Source organism: Rhizobium sp. CF080 (genome assembly GCF_000282095.2).
GTDB lineage: Bacteria > Pseudomonadota > Alphaproteobacteria > Rhizobiales > Rhizobiaceae > Neorhizobium.
Genome location: NZ_AKKC02000011.1, coordinates 177,282 through 198,635 on the forward strand (window position 1 = coordinate 177,282; position 21,354 = coordinate 198,635).

The 21,354-nt window shown below is 60.7% G+C and carries 22 protein-coding genes; 4 read left to right on the forward strand and 18 right to left on the reverse strand.

From position 1 onward, the window contains the following. Window positions 1-2: 2 nt before the first annotated feature. Genes PMI07_RS24875 through PMI07_RS24885 form a run of 3 tightly spaced genes read right to left on the reverse strand, consistent with a single transcriptional unit; the run spans window position 3 to window position 2,682 of the window. Window positions 3-830: an ABC transporter permease gene (locus tag PMI07_RS24875; protein WP_024164123.1), complete on the reverse strand. Its 828-nt coding sequence runs from the start codon at window positions 828-830 to the stop codon at window positions 3-5. Beyond that, a complete protein-coding gene (locus tag PMI07_RS24880) occupies window positions 827-1,621 on the reverse strand; it encodes an ABC transporter ATP-binding protein (RefSeq protein ID WP_245277230.1) in 795 nt (264 codons plus the stop codon). The genes PMI07_RS24875 and PMI07_RS24880 overlap by 4 nt, the downstream gene beginning before the upstream one ends. Before the next feature lie 26 nt (window positions 1,622-1,647). Continuing rightward, window positions 1,648-2,682 (reverse strand): ABC transporter substrate-binding protein, encoded by a 1,035-nt coding sequence (locus PMI07_RS24885; RefSeq protein ID WP_007757661.1) that lies wholly within the window; start codon window positions 2,680-2,682, stop codon window positions 1,648-1,650. Window positions 2,683-3,049: 367 nt separating this feature from the next. Between PMI07_RS24885 and PMI07_RS24890 the strand changes: the two genes are divergently transcribed. Then, on the forward strand, window positions 3,050-3,478 hold the full coding sequence (locus PMI07_RS24890) for a helix-turn-helix transcriptional regulator (protein WP_007757663.1): 429 nt from the start codon (window positions 3,050-3,052) through the stop codon (window positions 3,476-3,478). A 13-nt stretch (window positions 3,479-3,491) separates the two neighbouring features. Here the strand turns inward: PMI07_RS24890 and PMI07_RS24895 are convergent, their stop codons facing one another. From PMI07_RS24895 to PMI07_RS33815, 11 genes are all read right to left on the reverse strand, one after another. Continuing rightward, a complete protein-coding gene (locus PMI07_RS24895) occupies window positions 3,492-3,740 on the reverse strand; it encodes a hypothetical protein (protein WP_007757664.1) in 249 nt (82 codons plus the stop codon). Continuing rightward, complete coding sequence (locus PMI07_RS24900) at window positions 3,733-4,476, reverse strand: TfuA-like protein (RefSeq protein WP_007757668.1); 744 nt, start codon at window positions 4,474-4,476, stop codon at window positions 3,733-3,735. Before PMI07_RS24900 ends, PMI07_RS24895 begins: the two co-directional genes overlap by 8 nt. Next, window positions 4,473-5,744, reverse strand: coding sequence for a YcaO-like family protein (locus PMI07_RS24905; RefSeq protein ID WP_037088196.1), 1,272 nt, complete (start codon window positions 5,742-5,744; stop codon window positions 4,473-4,475). Before PMI07_RS24905 ends, PMI07_RS24900 begins: the two co-directional genes overlap by 4 nt. A 286-nt stretch (window positions 5,745-6,030) precedes the next feature. Continuing rightward, window positions 6,031-6,186, reverse strand: a complete 156-nt coding sequence (locus PMI07_RS35095) for a hypothetical protein (RefSeq protein WP_007757670.1) — start codon at window positions 6,184-6,186, stop codon at window positions 6,031-6,033. Between the two features lie 93 nt (window positions 6,187-6,279). After that, a complete protein-coding gene (locus tag PMI07_RS24915; RefSeq protein ID WP_024164124.1) occupies window positions 6,280-8,217 on the reverse strand; it encodes a BTAD domain-containing putative transcriptional regulator in 1,938 nt (645 codons plus the stop codon). Window positions 8,218-8,446: 229 nt separating this feature from the next. After that, on the reverse strand, window positions 8,447-8,599 hold the full coding sequence (locus PMI07_RS35440; protein WP_197032561.1) for a hypothetical protein: 153 nt from the start codon (window positions 8,597-8,599) through the stop codon (window positions 8,447-8,449). A gap of 155 nt (window positions 8,600-8,754) precedes the next feature. Then, entirely contained in the window at window positions 8,755-9,618 is an 864-nt protein-coding gene (locus PMI07_RS24920; RefSeq protein WP_007755653.1) for a carbohydrate ABC transporter permease, read from the reverse strand. Then, window positions 9,615-10,535, reverse strand: coding sequence for a sugar ABC transporter permease (locus PMI07_RS24925; protein ID WP_007755650.1), 921 nt, complete (start codon window positions 10,533-10,535; stop codon window positions 9,615-9,617). Before PMI07_RS24925 ends, PMI07_RS24920 begins: the two co-directional genes overlap by 4 nt. Before the next feature lie 56 nt (window positions 10,536-10,591). Beyond that, the gene (locus PMI07_RS24930; RefSeq protein ID WP_007755647.1) at window positions 10,592-11,830 is read right to left on the reverse strand and encodes an extracellular solute-binding protein; all 1,239 of its coding nucleotides are present in this window, start codon (window positions 11,828-11,830) and stop codon (window positions 10,592-10,594) included. A gap of 43 nt (window positions 11,831-11,873) precedes the next feature. After that, window positions 11,874-12,944, reverse strand: coding sequence for a sn-glycerol-3-phosphate ABC transporter ATP-binding protein UgpC (ugpC, locus tag PMI07_RS24935; protein WP_024164125.1), 1,071 nt, complete (start codon window positions 12,942-12,944; stop codon window positions 11,874-11,876). 18 nt (window positions 12,945-12,962) lie between these two features. Continuing rightward, window positions 12,963-13,580 (reverse strand): HAD-IA family hydrolase, encoded by a 618-nt coding sequence (locus tag PMI07_RS33815; protein WP_007773016.1) that lies wholly within the window; start codon window positions 13,578-13,580, stop codon window positions 12,963-12,965. Between the two features lie 353 nt (window positions 13,581-13,933). Here PMI07_RS33815 and murQ point away from each other — a divergent pair, with 353 nt between their 5' ends. Together murQ and PMI07_RS24950 are read left to right on the forward strand one after the other, a co-directional pair. After that, window positions 13,934-14,872, forward strand: a complete 939-nt coding sequence (gene murQ, locus PMI07_RS24945; protein WP_024164126.1) for an N-acetylmuramic acid 6-phosphate etherase — start codon at window positions 13,934-13,936, stop codon at window positions 14,870-14,872. Between the two features lie 11 nt (window positions 14,873-14,883). Further along, entirely contained in the window at window positions 14,884-15,906 is a 1,023-nt protein-coding gene (locus tag PMI07_RS24950) for a serine hydrolase domain-containing protein (RefSeq protein ID WP_051484256.1), read from the forward strand. A 67-nt stretch (window positions 15,907-15,973) separates the two neighbouring features. Here PMI07_RS24950 and PMI07_RS24955 read toward each other — a convergent pair whose 3' ends face one another. The 3 genes from PMI07_RS24955 to PMI07_RS24965 all read right to left on the reverse strand — a co-directional run bounded on the left by PMI07_RS24955 (window position 15,974) and on the right by PMI07_RS24965 (window position 18,997). Further along, window positions 15,974-16,759 (reverse strand): ATP-binding cassette domain-containing protein, encoded by a 786-nt coding sequence (locus tag PMI07_RS24955; RefSeq protein WP_037088305.1) that lies wholly within the window; start codon window positions 16,757-16,759, stop codon window positions 15,974-15,976. Window positions 16,760-16,770: 11 nt separating this feature from the next. Beyond that, window positions 16,771-17,835, reverse strand: a complete 1,065-nt coding sequence (locus tag PMI07_RS24960; RefSeq protein ID WP_007764192.1) for an ABC transporter permease — start codon at window positions 17,833-17,835, stop codon at window positions 16,771-16,773. Between the two features lie 136 nt (window positions 17,836-17,971). Then, complete coding sequence (locus PMI07_RS24965; RefSeq protein ID WP_007764194.1) at window positions 17,972-18,997, reverse strand: sugar ABC transporter substrate-binding protein; 1,026 nt, start codon at window positions 18,995-18,997, stop codon at window positions 17,972-17,974. Window positions 18,998-19,326: 329 nt separating this feature from the next. Here PMI07_RS24965 and PMI07_RS24970 point away from each other — a divergent pair, with 329 nt between their 5' ends. Next, window positions 19,327-20,571, forward strand: coding sequence for an ROK family transcriptional regulator (locus PMI07_RS24970; protein WP_007764196.1), 1,245 nt, complete (start codon window positions 19,327-19,329; stop codon window positions 20,569-20,571). A 49-nt stretch (window positions 20,572-20,620) separates the two neighbouring features. Here the strand turns inward: PMI07_RS24970 and PMI07_RS24975 are convergent, their stop codons facing one another. Further along, window positions 20,621-21,346 (reverse strand): ribonuclease activity regulator RraA, encoded by a 726-nt coding sequence (locus PMI07_RS24975; protein WP_007764198.1) that lies wholly within the window; start codon window positions 21,344-21,346, stop codon window positions 20,621-20,623. Window positions 21,347-21,354 lie beyond the last annotated feature (8 nt).

The following is a 21,354-nucleotide window of genomic DNA, read 5'->3' on the forward strand; positions in this document are numbered from 1 at the left end:
GCTCAGTGCGATCCGGCCGGCTTCCATCGGATCATCCGGGCTTCGATCACCGAGACGATGAAGAAGAGGACGACGGCGAGGACCGCGGCGATCACGACGGTTGCGTAGAGCAGAGGCGAGCGGAAATTGTAGGTCGCCTCGATGATGAGGGCCCCGAGGCCGAAGCTGGAACCGATCCATTCGGCGACGATGGCGCCCATGACGCTGCTGGTCGCGGCGATCTTCAATGCCGCAAACAGGAAGGGCATCGAGCTCGGCAGCCGCACCTTCCAGAGGATTTCCGTGTTGCTGGCGGAAAGCACCCGCATCAGGTCGAGCATGGCGGGGCTCGCGGATTTCAGGCCCTGGACCATGTTGACCAGCGTCGGGAAGAAGCAGATCAGCCCGGCGATGATGATTTTGGGCGCAAGCCCGTTGCCGAAGATGAGCACGAGGATCGGGGCAAGCGCGATGATCGGGATCGCCTTAATGAACACGGCGATCGGGTAAAAGGCCTTCTCCGCCGTCGAACTGTGGACGAACCAGATCGCCAGAAGGATGGCGACGAGATTGCCGAAGACGAAGCCGAGGAAAGCCTCGAGGATCGTCGGCAGCATGTTGGTCCAGAGAATCTTGGCGTTGTCTTGGAAGGCGTAGGCGACATCGACCGGGCTCGGGGCCATGAAGGTCGGGATCTTGAAGAACCAGACGACGAACTGCCAGAGGACGACGAGCCCGACGGCGGCCGCGATCGCCGGCATATGCTTGGTGAGCACGCCGGCGGTGGCATCGAGCAGCGCGATCTTGCGATCGGCCTCGGTCTTGGCTGTGGAGGAAACGACGTGGCTCACAGGCATTCCTCCAGAAGGCGGCGCAGATGCGCGGTGACACCGATGAACTCCACCGTGTCCCGCACGGCAAGCGAACGCGGGAAGGGCAGGTCCACCTTCATGAATTCCTTGACGCGACCCGGATGGGCCTGGAGCATCAACACGTTCTGGCCAAGGAATGCGGCTTCCGGAATGGAATGGGTGACGAACAGGATCGTCGTTCCCGTCTCCTGCCAGACGCGCAGCAGTTCCTCGTTCAGCCGGTCGCGGGTGATCTCGTCGAGCGCCCCGAACGGTTCATCCATCAGCAGGATGCGCGGCCTTGTGATCAGCGCGCGGGCGATTGCCACGCGCTGGCGCATGCCACCCGAGAGTTCGTGAGGGAGCGCATTTTCGCGCCCCTTCAGTCCGACCATGGCCAGCAGTTCATGCGGGTCCGCATGGTCGCCGCTCTGGGCGTGTTTTCCGACTTCCAGCGGCAGGCGGACATTGTCGATCACGTTCCGCCAAGGGAGCAGTGTGGCGTCCTGGAAGACGAAGGCGAAGTCGCGGGCCTCACGGGCCTGCTGCGGGCTGCGGCCAAAGACGGAAATCGAACCGTCGCTGATGTGGACGAGATCCGCCACGCATCTGAGCAGGGTCGATTTTCCGCAGCCGGAGGGCCCGAGCATGGTGACGAAAGCGCCCTCCGGTATGTCCACGGAAACATCGGAAAGGGCCGTGAATTCGTTGTTCCTGTCGCCGAACCGGACGGAGAGGTTTCTGATGGAAACCGCCGTGGCTGCCGGTTCTGTGAGGGGAACGTTCGGCATCAACTTCGCCGTTCCTAACATGACTGTTACCCCACCTGTTTGCGGACGTCGCTGGTGGCTTCCAGGATTGAGAAGTTCGCGACGTCGTCGACCGTCGGAACGGCACCCTTGAACTGCTTGAGATCGGCATAGGCCTTGATCTGCGCCGCCCAGTTTTCACGCGACATGGTACCCCAGCCCGATGCCTTGGTGGTGGGGCCGAAGGAGAAGTCGACGCAGGGGCCGACGGCCTTAAGCTCGCTCGGCTTGTCGAGGATCGGGTAGGTCTCACAGAGCATCTCGACCGCTTCCTTCTGGTTGCTGCGAACGTAACCCCAGCCCTTGGCGGCGGCTCGGGTGAAGCGCTCGAGAACGTCTGAGTGTTTGGCGATCTGGTCGTCGGTCGTGTAGTAGACGTTGGCGTAGAGTTGCAGGCCGCTGTCCCAGAGCATCATGTCGACGCGGTTGTCACCGAGCACATCGAGAGCGTTGACATTGGTGAGCCAGCCGGTGACCGCATCGGCCTGGCCGGTGATCAACTGGTTCATGTCCGAACCCATGTTGACCATCTTGACCTGATCCTCGGCGATGCCGTTCTTGGCAAGAAGGGCGCGCAGCAGGATGAAGGCGGTCGGCTGGGTGGCGATCGTCTTGCCGATCATGTCCTTCGGGGTCTTGATCGCCTTGTTCTTCAGCGAGAAGTAGGTGAAGGGGTGTTTCTGGTAGCCGGACAGGAAGGCCTTGACCGGCAGGCCGGCGGAACGCGCCAGCATGACGGACGGGCTTGAGGAGATCTGGCCGGTCGCGGACTGGCCGGATGCGACGCCCGCGACGCCGTCGACGCTCGGGCCGCCGGGGACGATTTCAAGTTCAATGCCCTGTTCTTCGAAGAAACCCTTCTTCATAGCGGCGACTTCGCCGAGCACGCCGTTCGAGACGAGCCAGCCGAGCTGCATGCGCACCTTGGCCACATCCTTGGCATTGCCGGCGCGGATGCCGAGGAAGCTGGAGGTGGCGGCAAGACCGCCCGCGGCCGCGGCATTGGAGATGAAACGGCGGCGATTCATGGTGAAATTAGACATAGCGTTCCCCTGTTGGCCTTAAGGCCTGATACATTTTCGCTTGACTAGAGCCGGTCTCGGATGCCGGATTGCGAAGAGGATGGCGCAATGTCGCGTTCTAATAAAGAACAATATTTCGCATATTTCGTTGCCGAAAAGGCAACACCGGAACGCGGCTGTTTCGTCGAACAGACAATCGGAGATGCCTTGGCCGCAGCAAGGCGCCGGCCATAAGGTCCGGAACGCGGCAAAGGCCGCCGGTTCATAGTAGACGTTTTATTTATTTATCCACTCAAGATAGAAAAGGCTTGAAGTGTACTCGGCAACTTGTCGATGATAGGATACGAATAACACCTGAGTAACCTAGCGCCGAAGAGATGGTCCCGCAGTGAGCAAAGCACCGAATGCCGCCGACAAGGAAGTTGGTAAGCGGATCCGCCTCTACAGGCGAGAGAAGAAATTCACCCAGCCTCAACTTGCCCACCATGTGGGCATCACGTCTCAGCAGCTCCAGAAATACGAAAGCGGCGTGAACCGCATCGCCGTCGGCAAGCTTGTGGAGATCGCAGTCGCGCTAAAGGTCGAGATGGTGGCATTCTTCGACCGGATCCCGACGGTTGAACCGTCGAACGACAATCAGCTTGAAAACCCGCAATTCGATTTCACTCATGAGGCATTGCTGATGAGCACGGCATTCATGAGTATTACCCAGCCAATGCTTCGCAGGCGCATCCTGGAACTGGTTCAGGCGGTTGCCGCCAAGGAAGTCGAGATGGATGATTTCCTGGCCGAGATCAAAAGGCAGCCGGCCGAGTGACCGGCTTCCGACTTTAAATCCTCGAACCATCCTCATCGAGGGCCAGCTTCGTCTTGCTGCGGAATATCGCACTCAGCTTTGCGCTCCTCTCGTTTTCCGGGCGGACGCCTTCCCAATCGAGCGAGAGCTGAAGAAGAGCCATGTTCGTCAGGTGGACGACCGTGGAGAGATGAAGCGATTCCGCCTCCTTGTTGACCGCAGAGAGCATGCGGAACAGGCGGACATATTCGTCACTGGCGACGTCGTGGGCGAGATCAATCATTCATGGATCCTTGCGCCGAGTCCACCTCATCGCGCAGTTTTTCCCAATGGGCGGTCTGTGCGAACGTCCATTTGGAGTGTTTACGGGAACTGGTAATGCCGTTGAGCCAAACGAGAACGGCTCTCGCATCCTCACGTTTCAATTCCACTTTGTGGCGTTTGATGTCGTGAAGGATCACCGCACTGCGCTGAGAATCACTGAACTCGCATCGTTCGAGAATGGCCTGATAGGTCCGCTCGGTGTAGTGCATGAAATTGGCGGTAAGGAAAAATCTCTCCCGCTCGGCTGCCGAAATGAGCCCCATCCGCCCCAGCTTGCGGATCGTCGCCTCGTAGTCGACGCGCGGCACCGAGAGCGGCATCCAGCCGAGCTCCTCGGGGCCGTGGATCAGTGCTACAGCCTCGTCGTCGATCAGCCGGCCGGCGGCATAATCGGAATAGATCCGGCCGATGCCGATCATTCCGAATGCCTCGCATTCCGCAGCGCGTAGCGCTCCCATGCTCGCCCCCCCGCCGATGGAGACATCGCGGCTCAGCGCATAAAGGATCTCCTTGTGCCATACGGAGGCGGACTCGCCGAAATACCCGTCGATCAGAGCGATCGCCTTGGCGCCGTCCTCGACCGCCTTCAGGATGTCGCCACGCGCCGCAGGTCCCCGGAAGGTCAGTTCGGGAAATCGCTGCTTCATCTGGCGGATCGACGATCCGAGGCTCGGCCCGACAAAAACGACTTTCAATGCCGTGATCTCCTTATCGCGTTTGCCGCGCGGATACCGAGCTGCAAATATTGGCCGGACAGTTCGACTTCCAGGCCGGGAACGATGACGCGGACGACCGAAACGGGGAGCCCGGCATCCTGCATGGGCACCGCAACGACCTGCCTGATGCCGGCCAGTTTCAACCGACCGAGGATGTGATCGATCGTGCCGTTGATGGAGTGGCGAGCCGCGTCGATCTCGCGGTAGTGAACACGGCGCCTGTCCTGAGACGACAAAGCGACCAGGCGGCTGAGAGCGTTATCCGCACGCATGTGCTGATAGATGCGTGGCGAGAAGTCGTCGCGGCTGCCGGCAATCGCGGTCAGACGGCTCTGTGCAGCCTCGGTGATGGCACGCAGCATCGCGCGCACCGGATCCGGATGGCAACCGCAGCCGCCGCAAACCTGGCTCCAGCGCGGGTCGGATCGCTTGGCCGTCGAATGGGGGATGAGCACGGCCAGGAATGCCGGAACCTGGAGATCGGTCGTCATGTCGAGGAGGGCGAGCTGCATGCCCGCATCGCGGAGGCGGCCGACCATGAGGTCGATCAGGGCATCCTCGACCGTTGCCGGATCGACGAGGCAGGCATTCAATTCGTGTTCGGATTTGAGCTGGACAAGGGTCCAGGCGTCGCGTTCGACGAGTTCGCAGAGCCCGTGCAGAAGTGCCTCGGCCTGCGAATTTCCGGATGCGAGACCGTCGCTGGACTGTTCGAAACCAGCCGGCCGTTCGCCTCGGTGGTCCATTCCGGCAAGCCACCAGGGCACCATGATCTGATTGCCGGAAAGGATATCCAGACCGGGGACCCACGGTAGCTCCCGACCGCCGATTTCGGACGGGACACAGCGCGCGGTCGAATGAAGGTCGATCATGCCCATGGCGGAGCCCGCTACGTCGTCGACGGTCGCCCAGGTGAGCGATGGGGGTTGGACTTCGGCAACCCGCGTTTCCAACGCCTCCATGGCAGCCGAGGTGCGCGCCGCGTCGGCATCGACGCCTTTGCCCTGGAAGACCGAGAGGGTATAGCTGTTCGGCCGCGTCGCGAATGCGACGGGAATGCCGACCGTGTCGAGGCCGGTCAGGAAACCGACCCGGGTAATGCCGAGATCTCTGAAAAACGGCCTGATCGCTTCGTAGGTTTCCGCCGGCGAGACGCGCCGGTCGTGATACGTGCTGAAGCCATGCTCCCGCTGCGTAAGGGAGGCTGCAAATTTCTGTATCGTCTGTGTCGATGACTGGATCTGCATCGTCATTTCCGGCTGCCGAATTTCAAGGGACACTGAACTCGAACGAGATCGGGCGGGCGACTGCCGGGTCTGCAAAAGCGATTGTGATGCCCCACTCATCCTGTCGAATCCTCTTTGAGGGTCTCTATGAGAGAGGAGACCAAAGGCACCGTGACTCGGGCGTGACAGGCTTGTGCAGGGGAGTGAGTCTGGCGGCTGAAACGATCTTGCTCGGCGGCATTCCAGAGCCCTCGCGTCTCGTGGTTAAGCCCAAGGCAACCGTCGGCGCCTTGGGCTTCCAGGCTCATTACTGATATCTCATTGCATGCGTGACCTGAGAGAGCGCGTTTGGCGCAATTTCAGTCTGACGGCCGAGGACGGCTTCGGCAGCGGCGGAAAACCGCAGGGTCGGGGCCGAGGAAGTGGCTTCAACCGGCTTGGAGGTCTTGAACTTCGTTTCCATCTTTCTCTCCGCTAAAAGGCAGCTTGTGCTGCGTGCATCGAGAAAGCACCACACCGGGTGTTATTCCAGCGTGACAGGCATTTTCACGCCTGTTTACGGCAGGCCGGCGAGCCTGAGGCCGTGAATGAGAAGTTCGGCATGCGCCGGGTCGCGATCGGGCACGAAATAGCGGATATCCTCGCTGCGGAAGTCCGGGAAATTCTCCCTGACGATCGCCGCATATTTGCGCGCGGCGGGTATATCGTCCGCCATGGCGTGGCTGGCGGCAAGCAGCCGTGCCGTGGCGTGCTTGGTGCGGACCGGGTCGATCGTATCGATCGCTTTCGAATATTCCTGGCGGACGTAATAGGTGGAGCCTAGGATCCAGTAGTAATAATCCGGTGGCAGCGGGTTCAGCTTGAAGGCGGCAAGCCCGAGATCGAGCGCCTTGTCCAGATCACCGGCATGCGAGAGCGCGTCCGAATAATCCACCAGCACATCCGCATCGCTCGGGTTGAGATTCTGGGCCTCCTGAAAGAGATCCAGGCTTTCGTCGAAACGCCGCCGGTAGAGGGAGATGAAGCCAAGCTCCCGGAAGGCACGGCCGCTGCCGGGATCGAGATCGCGGGATGCGCGGGCGGATTGGTTGGCCACGTCCAGCAGTTCATGATCCTTCATGCCGCGCACCAGCCATTCCATGCCAAGCGAGCGTGAAATCCCCGCATGCGCCGGCGAGAAGCTGTCACAACGCTTGACCGCCGATTTGAACCATTTGCGCGCCTGGCGCAGATGCTGCAGGTCCGTGCCGGACAGATAGCGCTTTCCTTCGAGATAGAGGCGGTAGGCGGACGGATCGACATCATCGAGCGACTTGGCAATTTCGTGCCGTTCGATGACATCGGTCAGTGACGCCGAAATGCGTCGCGCCAGCTGGCCGAAGGACGCGCTCATGTGCTGGACGTCAAGCGGCAGGTTGATGGCCCAGAGCACTTCGCCCGTACCCACCCGCGTCAGCCGGCAGGTCGCAAAAATCTCGTCGCCTTCACCCTGGATCGTCACGAAGACGGAATAGTCGAACTGAAGATCGCTGAGCGCCGACTGGCGCTGATGCGGGTCGGACAGCCGGTTGATGAGTTCGAAACTCGTGTGGGCGGCGATGATCTTGAAGACCCGCTGATGGCTGAGGCCGATCGTGACGTCTTCCAGCAGAGCCCTGCCGAGGCGCTGGACCAGGGCATCCTGCACGATCGTTTCGGGCGGAAGGATCACCACGCGCGGTTGCGTCGGCATGACGTCCTTCGGACGTTCCTCTGCGGGCGCGCGGTCCGAGCCTGGCCGGCTGAGGATGCCGAGCTCGTAGGCGAGCTGCACCGTTTCCGGTGTCGGCGGCGTGTCGTAGTCGGCCCGGAGCTGGTCCCGGCATCTGCCATAGGCCTGGCGAGCGGCGGCGAAATCACCATGGCCGACGTGATACTTCATCAGCGCCCGTGTGGCGCCCTCATGAGAGGCATCCAGTTCGATCAGGCGGTTGGCGAGCAAAGGTAATGACGAGGACTGCTGGTGAGCCGGTATCGCGAGCAGGCTTTCGATGTGGCTCGATCGCGAGTCCCCGACCTTGCGCCGCGCGTCCGAAAGCCAGTCTTCCGCGCCGCCCGTCGGAGCCTCCACGGCTTCGAGCAGTTCACCCTGAATAAGGTCCCAGTTCTCTTCCCTCAGGGGACCTGGTTCCATCAAGGCGAGGAGATCGACGTCAGGGCGACCGCAAGCGAGCCGCAACGCCTCTTCGTCGGTGACGAGGATGGCCGGGGCGTCCGGACCGACTGCCTTGGCAATGCGCGCCAAAAGCTGACGCAGACTGTTGGCGCGCTTCTCCGGATCATGGGAAGGCCAGAGAAGCCGCCGGATTGTTTCACGGTCGACCGTCAATCTGGGCGCCATCGCAACGACGGCAAATAGAAAATACGCCTTTTCCGGCAGCGAAATGCTGACGCCGTCCAACTGAAGCGAAGGGCGACCGAGCAACCGGATCTGTAGCATCGTATTTTCGAGCATTGTATTGTTGTTCGGAACTACGTGTTGTTGTCGAAAATATGTATCGTTATGAGGACTGTCTGTACATGCATTTTTGATACTGGTGAGGTAATAAGATACAGGTTCGACGCGCGTCGTCAAATTGGCGTTGAATTGTTTTGATCGAAGGCGCGTTTCAAGCGCTCGCCGTGGGTTGAGAGCTCCTCGGCAGATATGTTGAGGATACCGCGTTCAGTCGGACCGGGTAAACTCAAGATGACGCCGGGGTTCCAAGGAACTGGAAATACGCCCAGGCGAGAACAAGGCACACGATCACCACCGCAACAACCGCCAACTTGCGCAGCAGCGGGTTCGGCTCTCGTGGTGGTTCCGGGCGTCGGAATTTGATGACGTTATCGTTCATGGATCTGCTTTTACCGCTGAACTTCCTGAATCGCTACTGCAACGTTGCGATTGTTTTGTAGAGCTACGGGTGCGAGCAGCATCCTGAACGTGCACAACAGTACACCGATCGGCGTTCGACAACCTCCGCCTCAGGTTCCCCGGCAACTGTCGGGGCTACTTCACTGCTCCGGCGGTCATGCCGTTGATGAACTGGCGGGACAGGATGATGTAGACGATGATCACCGGGGCGGAGGAGAGCAGAAGCCCCGCAAACAGCACGCCCCAATCGGTCGTGTATTCGCCCATGAAGGTCGTCAGGCCCTGCGGCAGCGTCTTCAGTTTGTCCTTCTGGATGAAGATCAGCGGGAAGAAGAAGTCGTTCCAGATCGGCACGACGTTCTGGATGCCGGCGATCACCATGGCCGGCCGGACCAGCGGCAGCATGATCGACCACATGATCCGGGGTTCGCTGGCGCCGTCCATGCGGGCTGCGTCCTCGAGCTCGTTCGGAAGCGTGCGGATGAAGCCGGTCATGATGAACACGGTGGTCGGCAGGCCCATTGCCACATAGATGACGATCAGCGACAGCTGCGTGTTCAAGATGCCGAGATCGCGCATCAGGATGAAGAGCGGGATGATCGCGAGCTTCAGGGGAAGCGTCAGGCCCGCCAGGAAGAACATCAGCACGAAGCTCGCGCCCCAGAACTTGTATCGCGCGACCGCATAGGCCGCCATCGTCCCGAGCGTCAGGATCACGACGATCGACGAACCGGTGACGATCACCGAGTTCATGAGATATCGCAGGAAGTTGGTTTCGTTCCAGATCTTCGTGATGTTGGCGACGTTGGAAAAATCGGGGATGCCGAACGGCGACTGGAAGATCTGCGCATTGGTCTTGAACGCTGCAAACAGCATGATGAGGATGGGGGCGAGCATCACCGCCGTATTCAGGATCAGGATGAGCTGGATGAGCCCGTCCTTGCCGAGTGCTGCGAGGATGCCGCGCCGGTCGTAATAGCTTTGCGAAGCAACATTCATATCTGAATTTCCCTGGCCCGCAGCTTGAAGGTGATGATGCCGGCTACAAGAGCGATGAAGACGAAGATCAGCACGGCAAGCGCGCTGCCGGCGCCGAAATCCTGGCCCGAGCCGGACATGTTGCCGAAGGCGGTGCGGTAGAAATAGAGCCCGAGCACATCGGTCGCGCCATGGGGCGAGCCTTCAAGGCCCACCATCACGTAAGGGATCTCGAACCAGTTGAAGCTGCCGACGAAGAGCAGGGTAAAGACGACGGTGGCGCTCGGCGCCACCAGCGGCCAGACGATCTTGGTGATCTTGGTCCACTCGCTTTCGGTTTCCATCCTGACGGCGTCGAGGATTTCGCCCGGAATGCGCTGCATGCCGGCGAGGAAGACGAGCGTCGGGAAACCCACCATGTGCCATGCATTGGCAATAATCAACGACCAGAGCGCCGTGGAATCCTGTCCGAGCCATGGCTGGGCAAGTCCGCCAAGGCCCAGCCCGCGGAACGAGATGTTGACCACGCCGAAGAGTGGATGGAGGAAGAGCTTCCAGAGAAAACCGACGATGATGGTCGACAGCACGACCGGCAGGAAGACAGAAATCCGGTGGAAGGCCGCACCCGGCAATTCGCGCCAGAGGCAGTATGCGAGCAGGAAACCGAGGCCGTTCTGCAGCACCATCAGCGCGAAGAAGACCCAGACGTTGTGAAGAAACGCGTTGACGGTCCAATCGGCATAGGGCTGCGTGAACAGCACCTTGTAGAAGTTGGCAAAGCCCACGAATTCACCGCGCGCCAAGCCGTTCCAATGGAAGAAGGCATAGGCAAAGGCCGAAATGATCGGGTAGACGACAAACAGCGCCACGAAGGCAAGCGGCGGCACGATCAGCGCCGAAATCCAGAGCCTTCGCGAAACAAGGGGCGATCCGGGCATCACTACTCTCTTGAGGTTGGAAGCGGGGCGATTTTAGGCCGCCCCGCCGCTTGAGGTCACTTCTTGAACGGCGCGTACCAGGCCGCAAGGCCGGTCGTCAGGTTCTTGCCGACCTCTTCCGGGGTCGCCTTGCCGCCGAGCAGCTTCTGGATCTCGCTCTGCAGCAGGACCGAACCGGACGGCTCGCCGTAACGGAAATGGACCAGCATCAGGTAGGGGATCGAGTGCTTGTTGAGGTCGGCCACTTCGCCAAGCAGCGGTTCCTTGAACGTGACACCCGGCACCGCCGAGATGTTGTTCAGGTCGTTGGCGAACATCTGGCCGAATTCCTGGCTGGCGAGGAAGTTCAGGAACTTGACTGCGGCTTCCTTGTTCTTGGTCTTCGCATTGGCCGCATAACCGCCGTCGAAATAGAGGGCGACGAGCTTCTCGTCCTCGGCCTTCAGGCCGGGAGCGGCGAAGATGCCCATCTTCATGTTGGGGTTCTGCTTCTTGAAGTTGGCAAGCTCGTAGGAGCCGCCGACGAACATGCCGGCCATGCCGGAGGAGAAGAGCTGCTGGGCGGAAGCGTAATCAAGACCGATGAAGCCGTCCGGGAAATATTTGGTGATTTCCTTGAGCTTGGTGAGTGCGCCGACATAACGCTTGTCGGTGAAGTCGGCCTTGCCGGCCATCAGGTCGTCGTAGAAGCTGCGGCCCATGATCGAGGAGACAAGGCCGCCGACCACGACTTCATTCTGCCAGGCGGTCGCCGTGCCGTTGGCAAACGGCATGACGCCGGCAGCCTTCAGCTTTTCGGATGCCTTGATGAAGTCGTCCCAGCTCTGCGGCTCGCTCAGGCCGTTCTTGTCGAAGATGTCCTTGTTGTAGATCACCAGCATGGTCTGGCTGGCAAAGGGAACGGCGTAGGTGGTCTTGTTCGAACGCATCGTTTCCGAGGCAAGCGCCGGCGCGGTGAACGTCGAGAGCGCCGGGACGTTGGTCTTGTCCAGAGCCAGAAGGTAACCGCCGCTTGCGACCGTTTCCATGCCGCCATAGGTGCGGGTGAACATCAGGTCCGGTCCCGAACCGCCGGCAAGCGCGGTCGACAGGATGGTGTTGTAGTTCGTCGCTTCGAACGTCTCGAACTTGACGGTGATGCCCGGGTTCTTCGCCTCGAAAACGTCGATGAACTTTTCGTACTGGGCCTTGTCTTCCTGGCGCCAGCTCCAGAAAGTCAACTCCTGTGCCATCGCCGGCAAAGCCGTCGCCAGCGCTCCCAGGGCTACTATCGTGCTGCAAACTAGCTTTTTCATCTGGTTCCATCCTCTTGGTATTTATAGGAGACGAAAAGTGCTTTCAGGCCGCCAACCTCTCCCTCGTTGCGCGACTGAAATAGTGGATTTCCTCTGAAGCGACCGTGATGACGACCGGCGTGTCCGGAGGCAGGTCGACCGAGGCCGAGGAGCGGATGCCGACCAGCGTGCCATCGCCGAGACGCACATAAACATACGTGTTCTCGCCCAGGTATTCGGTGTAGACGACATTGCCTCGAAACCCGTCGGTGCTCTCGTCCGTGGAGACCGTCATCGCATCCGGCCGGACGCCGATGACCAGATTTCGCTCGTCCGAATGGGGAAGGCGGGAGACGCTCACCGCACCCGATCCGGGAAGTGCCAGATGATTGCCGTTGCGCTCGACATCGAGAAGCGACATGCGCGGCGAGCCGATGAAGGTCGCGACGAAGGTATTCGCCGGTCTTTCGTAAAGTTCGCGTGGGCTGCCGAACTGTTCCACCTTGCCATTGTTCATGACGACGATCCGGTCGGCAAGCGTCATGGCTTCCACCTGGTCGTGGGTGACGTAGATGGTGGTGCCGCCGATCTCGCGATGAAGCCTGGCGATTTCCAGGCGCACGTCGGAGCGCAACGCCGCGTCGAGGTTGGACAGGGGCTCGTCGAGAAGCAGGACTTTCGGCTTCCTGACCAGTGCGCGGCCGATCGCGACGCGCTGCCGCTGACCGCCGGACAGTTCCCGCGGCTTGCGCTTCAGCAGCGGATCGAGCCGCAGCATCTTGGACGCTTCGTCTATGCGCTTTTCGACTTCGTCCTTCTCAAGGCCCATCAGCCGGGCGCCGAAGGCCATGTTTTCGTAGACGTCCATATGCGGATAGAGCGCGTAGGACTGGAAGACCATGGCAATGCCACGGCGCGATGGGGCGATGTCGTTCATCCGGCGTTCGTCGAGGTGAAATTCACCCGAGCTGATCGTATCGAGGCCCGCAATCAGTCTCAGCAACGTGGATTTTCCACAGCCCGACGGACCGACGAAAACGACGAACTCCCTGTCGGAAATCTCGAGATCGATGCCATGCAGCACGTCGACGGATTTGAAGCTTTTCTTGATGCCGCTGAGGGTCATTCGAGCCATGCCGAAACTCCGTACTCGTCAATTCAAAGTGTGCTCGGCGGCAAGCGCCGTGAGCAATTCAGCCGTTTCAACCGGGTCGCGATGGAGGATGCAATGCTGCCATCCGACTTCGCGTGCCGTCACGACGTTTTCCTCGATGTCGTCGATGAAGAAGACGTCCTTTTCAGAACATCCTTCCGCTTCCGACACCGCCTGAAAAATCATGGGGTCCGGTTTTTCAAGGCCCATTTCCTGGGACAGGTATTCGCGATCGAAATAACCGGCGCCCAGGAGATTTTCGCTGATATAGCGCCAGTGGATCGACTGATTGTTGCTGAGGCAGACGACGCGATGATTTTCCCTGAGCTTGCGGACAAAACCGATGAACCCTTCAAAGCCCTCGGCGACATAGGCATGCTCGGCTGCGTAGATGCTTTCGGACGGCACGCCGAATACCTTGGCAAGGGCCTGCACGTAGTCGGGTTCCGTCGACCGCCCCAGTCGGAAATCGCGGAAGATTGCTTCCGGAACGTCGCCATATCGCAGGGAAGGGCCTGCAACGCCAGGCTTGGATACGGCACGGTCGCGCGAAGCCGGATCCAGTTTCACGAACACGCCGCCAATGTCAAAAATGAAGAGTTTTTCGCGTTTCTTCATGAGCCGGCTCCAGGCCACTCCCTCACCCTTAAGTGTTAACAACCTATTAGATAATTCCGCCCTGTCAATTAAGCGTGGAATTTTTTATTCGTCTCAAATGATTTCAACAGGCTAATCTGCCGGACCCTGCATCTTGATCGGGAGAGAACCGCGAGTCGCAGGGTGAATCAAGATGAAAAGCGGGCGGCCCACCTTCCGGCGTGCTGCGATTCCGCCGTCGTGCCGTTCGTTCCCAACGCTTCCTCCCCAGCAGGATGGAATATAAAATTCTTTCAATTGTTGATGTTGGGAATTTTCTATCGTAATCGTTGTCGCGGCGAAGGCTGCCAACCGAAAGCCCGCGGGAGAGGACGATGTCAGAGAGCACGCTGGTTTCAGAACTCGAAAAGCTCGTTTCAGAAGGCCGAAATCCAAAAAGCCTCGAGATCGACGTGCTTTCGACGATCGATATCGTCCGGCATATCAATGACGAGGACAAGACCGTTCCTTATGCGGTCGAAAAAGTGCTTCCCGATATGGCGCGGGCAGTCGACATCATTGTCGACGCCTTCAAGAGCGGAGGGCGGCTGATCTATGTCGGGGCGGGCACCAGCGGCCGGCTCGGCATTCTCGATGCTTCCGAATGCCCGCCGACCTTTAGCGTTCCGGAGGGCATGGTGGTGGGGCTGATTGCCGGCGGCCAGCAGGCTGTCTTTCGCGCCGTCGAAGGCGCCGAAGACGACCAGGCCGGCGGTCAGGCGGCGCTCACAGATAGCGACCTGACGGAGAGGGACGTGGTTGTCGGCATCGCTTCCAGCGGCCGCACGCCCTTCGTTATCGGTGCCTTGCGTTACGCGCGAGGCCTGGGTGCAAAGACGGTTTCATTGTCCTGCAATCCGGATTCCGAGATCGCCCGGTTTGCCGATGTGGCGATCACGCCCGTCGTCGGGCCTGAGATACTGACCGGTTCCACCCGGCTGAAATCCGGCACGGCCCAGAAGCTGGTGCTGAACACGCTGACGACGACGGCCATGATCAAGCTTGGCAAGACCTATGGCAACCTGATGGTCGACATGAAGGCCAGCAACAGCAAGCTCGTCGCCCGCGCCGTGCGGATCGTGATGCAGGCGACCGGCTGCACGACGCCAGAGGCCAAGGCCGTTCTGGAACGGACCGGTTATGACGTGAAACTGGCAATTCTGATGCAGATGACCGGAATGGGTGTGGACGAGGCGACCGCCGCCTTGAAGGCCAATGGCGGCTATATCCGCAAGGCTGTGACGCCTGCCGCCAGCCAGCCGGGTTCACGATAGGACAGAAGAACGTGACAATAGAAGCTGCCGATGACGGAATAACGGGCGCGGCGGCACGCGCGTTCGAGCTCGTGCGATCTGCGGTCGATGAGGGCCGTATTCCAGGCGGAGTTCTGGGTGTCGTCGACCGAAGCGGAAGCCGGACTGTTCTTATTCACGGCAGCGCGCAGATTTTTCCAGATCGCAGGCCGATGACGCGCGAAACCTGGTTTGATCTGGCTTCGCTGACCAAGGTGATCTTCACCACGACGCGGATTTTGCACCTGGCGGTGGTCGGCACGATCGATCTCGATGCACCCCTGACCTCGGTGATCCCGGATTTTCGCCAGCAGGACATGAGCGCCTGGGAACGGCAGGTAACGTTCCGGCAATGCCTCGGCCACCAGACTCATTTTCCGGCCACGACCCCGCTTTATATCCAGGGATTGTCGCCGCATCTGCTCAGAACCTTCGTTCTTCAGCGCGAGTGGCCGAAGGGTGAGAGCGTCTATTCCGACATGAACTTCATCCTGCTTGGGTTCGCGCTCGAGCGGCTGATGGGTGAGGGGATCAGAGACATGAATGCCGGGCCGGGCTTTGCTTTTTCAGCCCCGCCCGAACTTTCCGCGGCCACCGAGCAATGCCCGTGGCGGCAGCGGATGATCTGCGGCGAGGTCCATGACGAAAACTGCGCCGCGCTCGAAGGCGCCGGTCATGCCGGTCTGTTCGGGACCGCGGACGCTGTCCTGGATTTTGCAGCCGGCCTGCTGGATGGCGACGCCAAAGGCGATCCGGTCGTCCAGATGATGCGTCAGCCGCTCTCGGAGAAACGAGCCCATGGTTGGGAGCGTCGATATGCCGGGTGGTCCGGTGGAGACGATTGCAGCGCCGCCACGATCGGACATACCGGCTTTACCGGGACCGGCCTCTGGATCGATTTCGAACGCGGGCGCGCCTGGACGCTTCTTACCAATCGTATCCACCCGACGCGCCATTTCGACAGCGGCATTTTCGACCTGCGCCGCCAGGTCGGCGACGCGGTCTGCGCCTCGTAGACTTTCCGCCCGAGCACCCGTATCTCCTCGACCGGGCGACCGGGCAGCGGCTTGATCGAGGTGACTGTTACGCCGCGACCGACTGGGCGGGCGCCTTGGCGCCGGTCATGAAGGCGACCGCGTCGGACATCGTATAGTCCTTCGGGTTGATGACGGTGAGCCGTCGTCCAAGCCGATGGATGTGGATGCGGTCGGCCACTTCGAACACGTGCGGCATGTTGTGCGAGATGAGCACGATCGGGATGCCGCGCGAGCGCACGTCGAGGATGAGCTCCAGAACTTTCCGGCTTTCCTTGACGCCGAGTGCCGCAGTCGGTTCGTCGAGAATGATGACCTTGGAGCCGAACGCTGCAGCACGTGCCACCGCGACGCCCTGGCGCTGGCCGCCTGACAGGGTCTCGACGGCCTGGTTGATGTTCTGGATCGTCATCAGCCCGAGTTCGGTGAGCTTTTCCCGGGCAAACTTGTCCATCGCCCTATGATCGAGTTTGCGCAGCACCGTGCCCATGAAGCCCGGCTTGCGGATTTCGCGGCCAAGGAACATGTTGTCGGTGATCGACAGTGCCGGCGAGAGCGCCAGGTTCTGGTAGACGGTCTCGATGCCGGCGTCGCGGGCTTCGAGCGGCGACCTGAAATTCACCACCTGGCCTTCCAGCTTGATCTCGCCGCCGTCGGGGCGGATGGCGCCGGAAACCGCCTTGATGAGCGAGGATTTGCCGGCGCCGTTGTCGCCGATGACGGCAAGGATTTCTCCCGGATACAGGTCGAAATCCGCGTCGTCGAGGGCAGTCACGCGGCCGTAGCGCTTGAAAAGGCCGCGGGCGGACAGGATGGGTTCCACATTTGGCTGCATGGTCGGTTCCATCAGACGCCTGCCTTTCTGATCCACTGGTCGATTGCGACGGCGGCGATGATGAGCCAGCCGGTCAGCATGACTTTCCATTGGGGGTCGGCGCCGAGCATGTTCAGTCCCATCGACACGACGCCGACAAGCATGGCGCCGAACAGCGTGCCGAGAATCGATCCGCGCCCACCGAAGAGAGAGATGCCGCCGATCACCGTCGCGGTAATGGCCTGCAGGTTATAGTCAGTCACCGCGGCGGAGGGCGAGACGGAACCGTTGCGGCCGATCGAGACCCAGGCGGCAAAGGCGGCGATAACGCCGGCGATCGTGTAGACGCTCAGGAGCACCTTGCGGGTCTGGATGCCGGAAAGCTTGGCAGCTTCCGGATCGTCGCCGACGGCATAGACATGCCGGCCCCACGCGGTGTGGTTCAGCACGTACCAGAGGATGCCGACGAGCAAGACCATGGAGATGACGCCGAGGGTGAGGATGGCGTTGCCGAACCTGAAGTTGATGGCGAAGAGATGCAGGAGGGGCGCGCTTGCATCCACGTCGGCGTCGCGGATCGTCTGGTTGGCGGAGTAGATGAAATTCGTCGCCATGACGATGTTCCACGAACCGAGCGTGACGATGAACGGCGGCAACCGGACGATCGCGACGAGAAAGCCGTTGAAGAACCCGCAGAGCCCGCCGGTCACCATGCCGGCGAGGATTGCGATCGGCGTCGGCAGGCCATAGGTGACGGCGAAATTGCCCATGATGACAGCAGAGATGACCATCACCACGCCGATCGAAAGGTCGATGCCGGCGGTCAGGATAACCAGCGTCTGCGCCGATCCGAGAATGCCGACCACGGCAATCTGCTGCAGGATCAGCGTCAGCGTGTAGGACGAGAAGAACCGTCCGCCGATCGCCAGTCCGAAGACGATGATCGAAAGCACCAGCACGATCAGCGGCACGGCAGCTGGCGTCGAGTGCAGGAAATGCTGGGCACGCTTCAATGGGGAGATGTTCTGGTGTTCGAAGGAAGCGACATTCTTGTCGCTGCCGTCGAGCGCGCGCTCGAACTCCTGTATACCGCTCATGTTTCCTCCTCCGCCTGTCTGACCCATCTACGAAGCGTAGGTTTGGACCGGTCTTCGGCCGGTCTGGTCGAAAGGACTTGTAAAGTCTGGTCGGAACGGCCGGAGCTTTCGCCCCGGCCGGATGCAGGTCAGGGGATCAGCCCCAGCACTTGTCGGTGCCTTCCTTGACACTGATCGACTTGACGCCGGAGACCGGCTTGTCGGTGACCAGCGAAACGCCGGTGTCGAAGAACGACTTGCCTTCGGTCGGCTTCGGCTTTTCCTTGGTGTCGGCGAACTTCTTGATCGCCTCGATGCCGAGCGATGCCATCAGCAGCGGATATTGCTGCGAGGTGGCGCCGATCTGGCCATCCTTGACGGACTTGACGCCCGGGCAACCGCCGTCGACGGAAACGATCAGCACGTTCTTTTCCAGTCCGACGGCTTTCAGAGCCTGGTAGGCGCCGACGGCGGAGGGCTCGTTGATCGTGTGGATGACGTTGATGCCGGGGTCCTTCTGGAGGAGGTTTTCCATGGCCTTGCGGCCGCCTTCCTCGTTGCCGTTGGTCACGTCGTGGCCGACGATGCGCTTGTCGGTTTCGTCACCGATCTTGTCGGGGTTCTTGGGGTCGATGCCAAAGCCGATCATGAAGCCCTGGTCGCGCAGAACGTCGACCGTCGGCTGATCCGGGGTCAGGTCAAGGAAGCCGACCTTGGCATCCTTGGCCTTGTCGCCCATGGTTTCCTTGGCCCACTGGCCGATCAGCTTGCCGGCAAGAAGATTGTCGGTGGCGAAGGTGGCGTCGGCCGAATTGATCGGGTCGAGCGGAGTGTCGAGCGCGATGACGAGGACGCCGGCATCACGGGCCTTCTTGACGGTCGGCACGATGCCCTTGGTGTCGGAAGCGGTGATGAGAATGCCCTTGGCGCCGTCGGCGATGCAGCTTTCGATCGCTGCGACCTGGCTTTCGCTGTCGCCGTCAATCTTGCCGGCATAGGATTTCAGCGTCACACCGAGTTCCTTGGCCTTGGCCGAGGCACCTTCCTTCATCTTGACGAAGAAGGGATTGGTGTCGGTCTTGGTGATCAGGCAGGCGGACACGTCTGCGGCCTTGGCAGGGGCGGAAAACGCGACGCCCAGGACGAGGGCGCCAAATGCGGCGGACAATACGGATTTCTTCATGGTCTCCTCCCAGAGTTAAGACTGTCCGCCATGCGGACCAATGTTCAGACATATGAATGGGCACCGGTGCCACCGAGTTCGACAGGCGCCTCCTCCTAAGCCGTCCTGTGCCCTTACACGTCTAATTAAGAACGAGTTGAAATAGCCTGTCAATAATTAATTCCGATTGAATTATTTATTTGTCGTGCCATAGTTTGGCAGAGCGGAGGTTCGAAATTCGACGATCTGTGTGCGGCGTGCCTTGCCGTTTGTTGCTGGATATCAAAAAGATACCCGCATTCCTGAATAGGCGGCCCTGTCGATTCGAGGCTTCTGGGAGGAACAAGCCAATGTCGGTTTCAGATAGTATGGCGCAAGGCCATGCGCTGCTGGGCAATTTCACCGGCGGTTCAAATCAGGTGCGGGTGAGGGCCTATAACGAGCGGCTCGTGCTTTCGCTGGTGCGTCTGAACGGCTCCATGTCGAAGGCGGATATTACCCGCCGCAGCGGGCTTTCGGCCCAGACCGTCTCTGTCATCATGCGGGCGCTCGAAAAGGACGGCCTTCTGTTGCGCGGGGAGCCGGTTCGCGGCCGGGTGGGGCAGCCTTCGGTGCCGATGCGCCTCAATCCTGATGCGGTCTATTCGTTCGGCGTGAAGATCGGCCGACGCAGCGCCGACCTCGTGCTGATGGACTTCGTCGGCGATATCCGGCTGCAATATCACGAAACCTATGCCTATCCACTTCCCGCGAACATAATCGAGATCATCACCTCCGGCATAACGCGGCTGGAAGGCCAGTTGAACGAGGTGCAGCGTGGCCGTATCGCCGGGATCGGGATCGCCGCACCGTTCGAACTCTGGAACTGGGCCGAGGAGGTGGGCGCTCCGCAAGGGGCGATGGAGATCTGGCGCGGGATCGATCTGCAGGCGGAAATCGCCAGCCGGGTCCCGCACGCGGTCTATCTGCAGAATGACGCGACCAGTGCCTGTGGTGCCGAACTGGTGTTCGGGGTTGGCCCATCCTATCCGGATTTCGTGTATTTCTTCATCGGCTCGTTCATCGGCGGCGGGATCGTCCTCAATTCGGCGATCTTCTCCGGCCGGACCGGAACCGCCGGTGCGGTGGGGCCGCTCCCCGTGCGCGGCAAGGATGGCGAGACGCGCCAGTTGCTGGATATCGCTTCGATCTTCGTTCTGGAGAATCTTCTGAAGGAACGGAACATCGATCCGCAGCCGCTCTGGTATTCCGCCAACGACTGGATCGATTTCGGCGAACCGCTCGATCTATGGATTCGGCAGACCGCGAACGCACTTGCCCAGGCGATCGTTGCGGCAGCGTCGATCATCGATTTTGGCGCGGCGGTGATCGATGGCGGTTTTCCGGCCTGGGTCCGGCGACGGATCGTCGCCTCGACTATCGAGGCGGTGGCGCGGCTCGACCTTCAGGGCGTCATCATCCCCGATATCATCGAGGGAATGGTTGGCTCCCAGGCGCGGGCGATCGGCGGCGCCAGCCTGCCGATCTTTGCCAAATATCTCACCGACCAGAGCGTACTTTTCAAGGATCTGCGGGAAATGCCCGCAGGTTCGTAAGCCGCTGTCAGGAACGGCGCCGTTTGTTGGGATCAGCGGGATCAGCGCCTCAGCGGCCCTTCGCCTGGCGCCAACGGGCGAAATCGGTCTTGGTCTCTTCCTTGGTCGCCGGATAGAGGCCGATGATCGAGCGGCCGTTCAGCACTTCCTCGGTGACGAAATCCTCGAACGCAGTCATCTCGACCGCCTCGTCGGCGATCTCGTCGGCGATATTCGCGGGGACGATGACGACGCCCTCATTGTCTCCGACCACAACGTCGCCCGGCCAGACGGCAACATCGCCGCAGCCGATCGGCACGTTGATGTCGAGCGCCTGGTGGAGGGTGAGGTTGGTCGGGGCGGACGGGCGGTTGTGATAGGCGCGGATGCCGAGTTCGGCGATCTCGGGGCTGTCGCGAAAACCGCCATCGGTGACGACGCCGGCAACATCGCGCAGCATCAGGCGCGACACGAGGATGGAGCCGGCGGAGGCGGCGCGCGGGTCCTTGCGGCTGTCCATGACCATGACATGACCCGGCGGGCATTGCTCGACGGCGGCGCGCTGCGGATGTTGCGGGTTCTGGAACACCGAAAGCTGGTTCAGGTCTTCGCGTGCCGGGATGTAACGTAGGGTGAAGGCCTGGCCGACCATGTTTTTAGGCTTCTGGGAGAGCGGCCGGACATCCTGGATGAACTGGTTGCGCAATCCGCGCTTGAAGAGCGCGGTGCAGATCGTCGCGCAACTGATTCCCTCGTATTTCTTGCGCGTGGTTTCGGAAAGAACGTAGTCGGTCATGGGGTCTC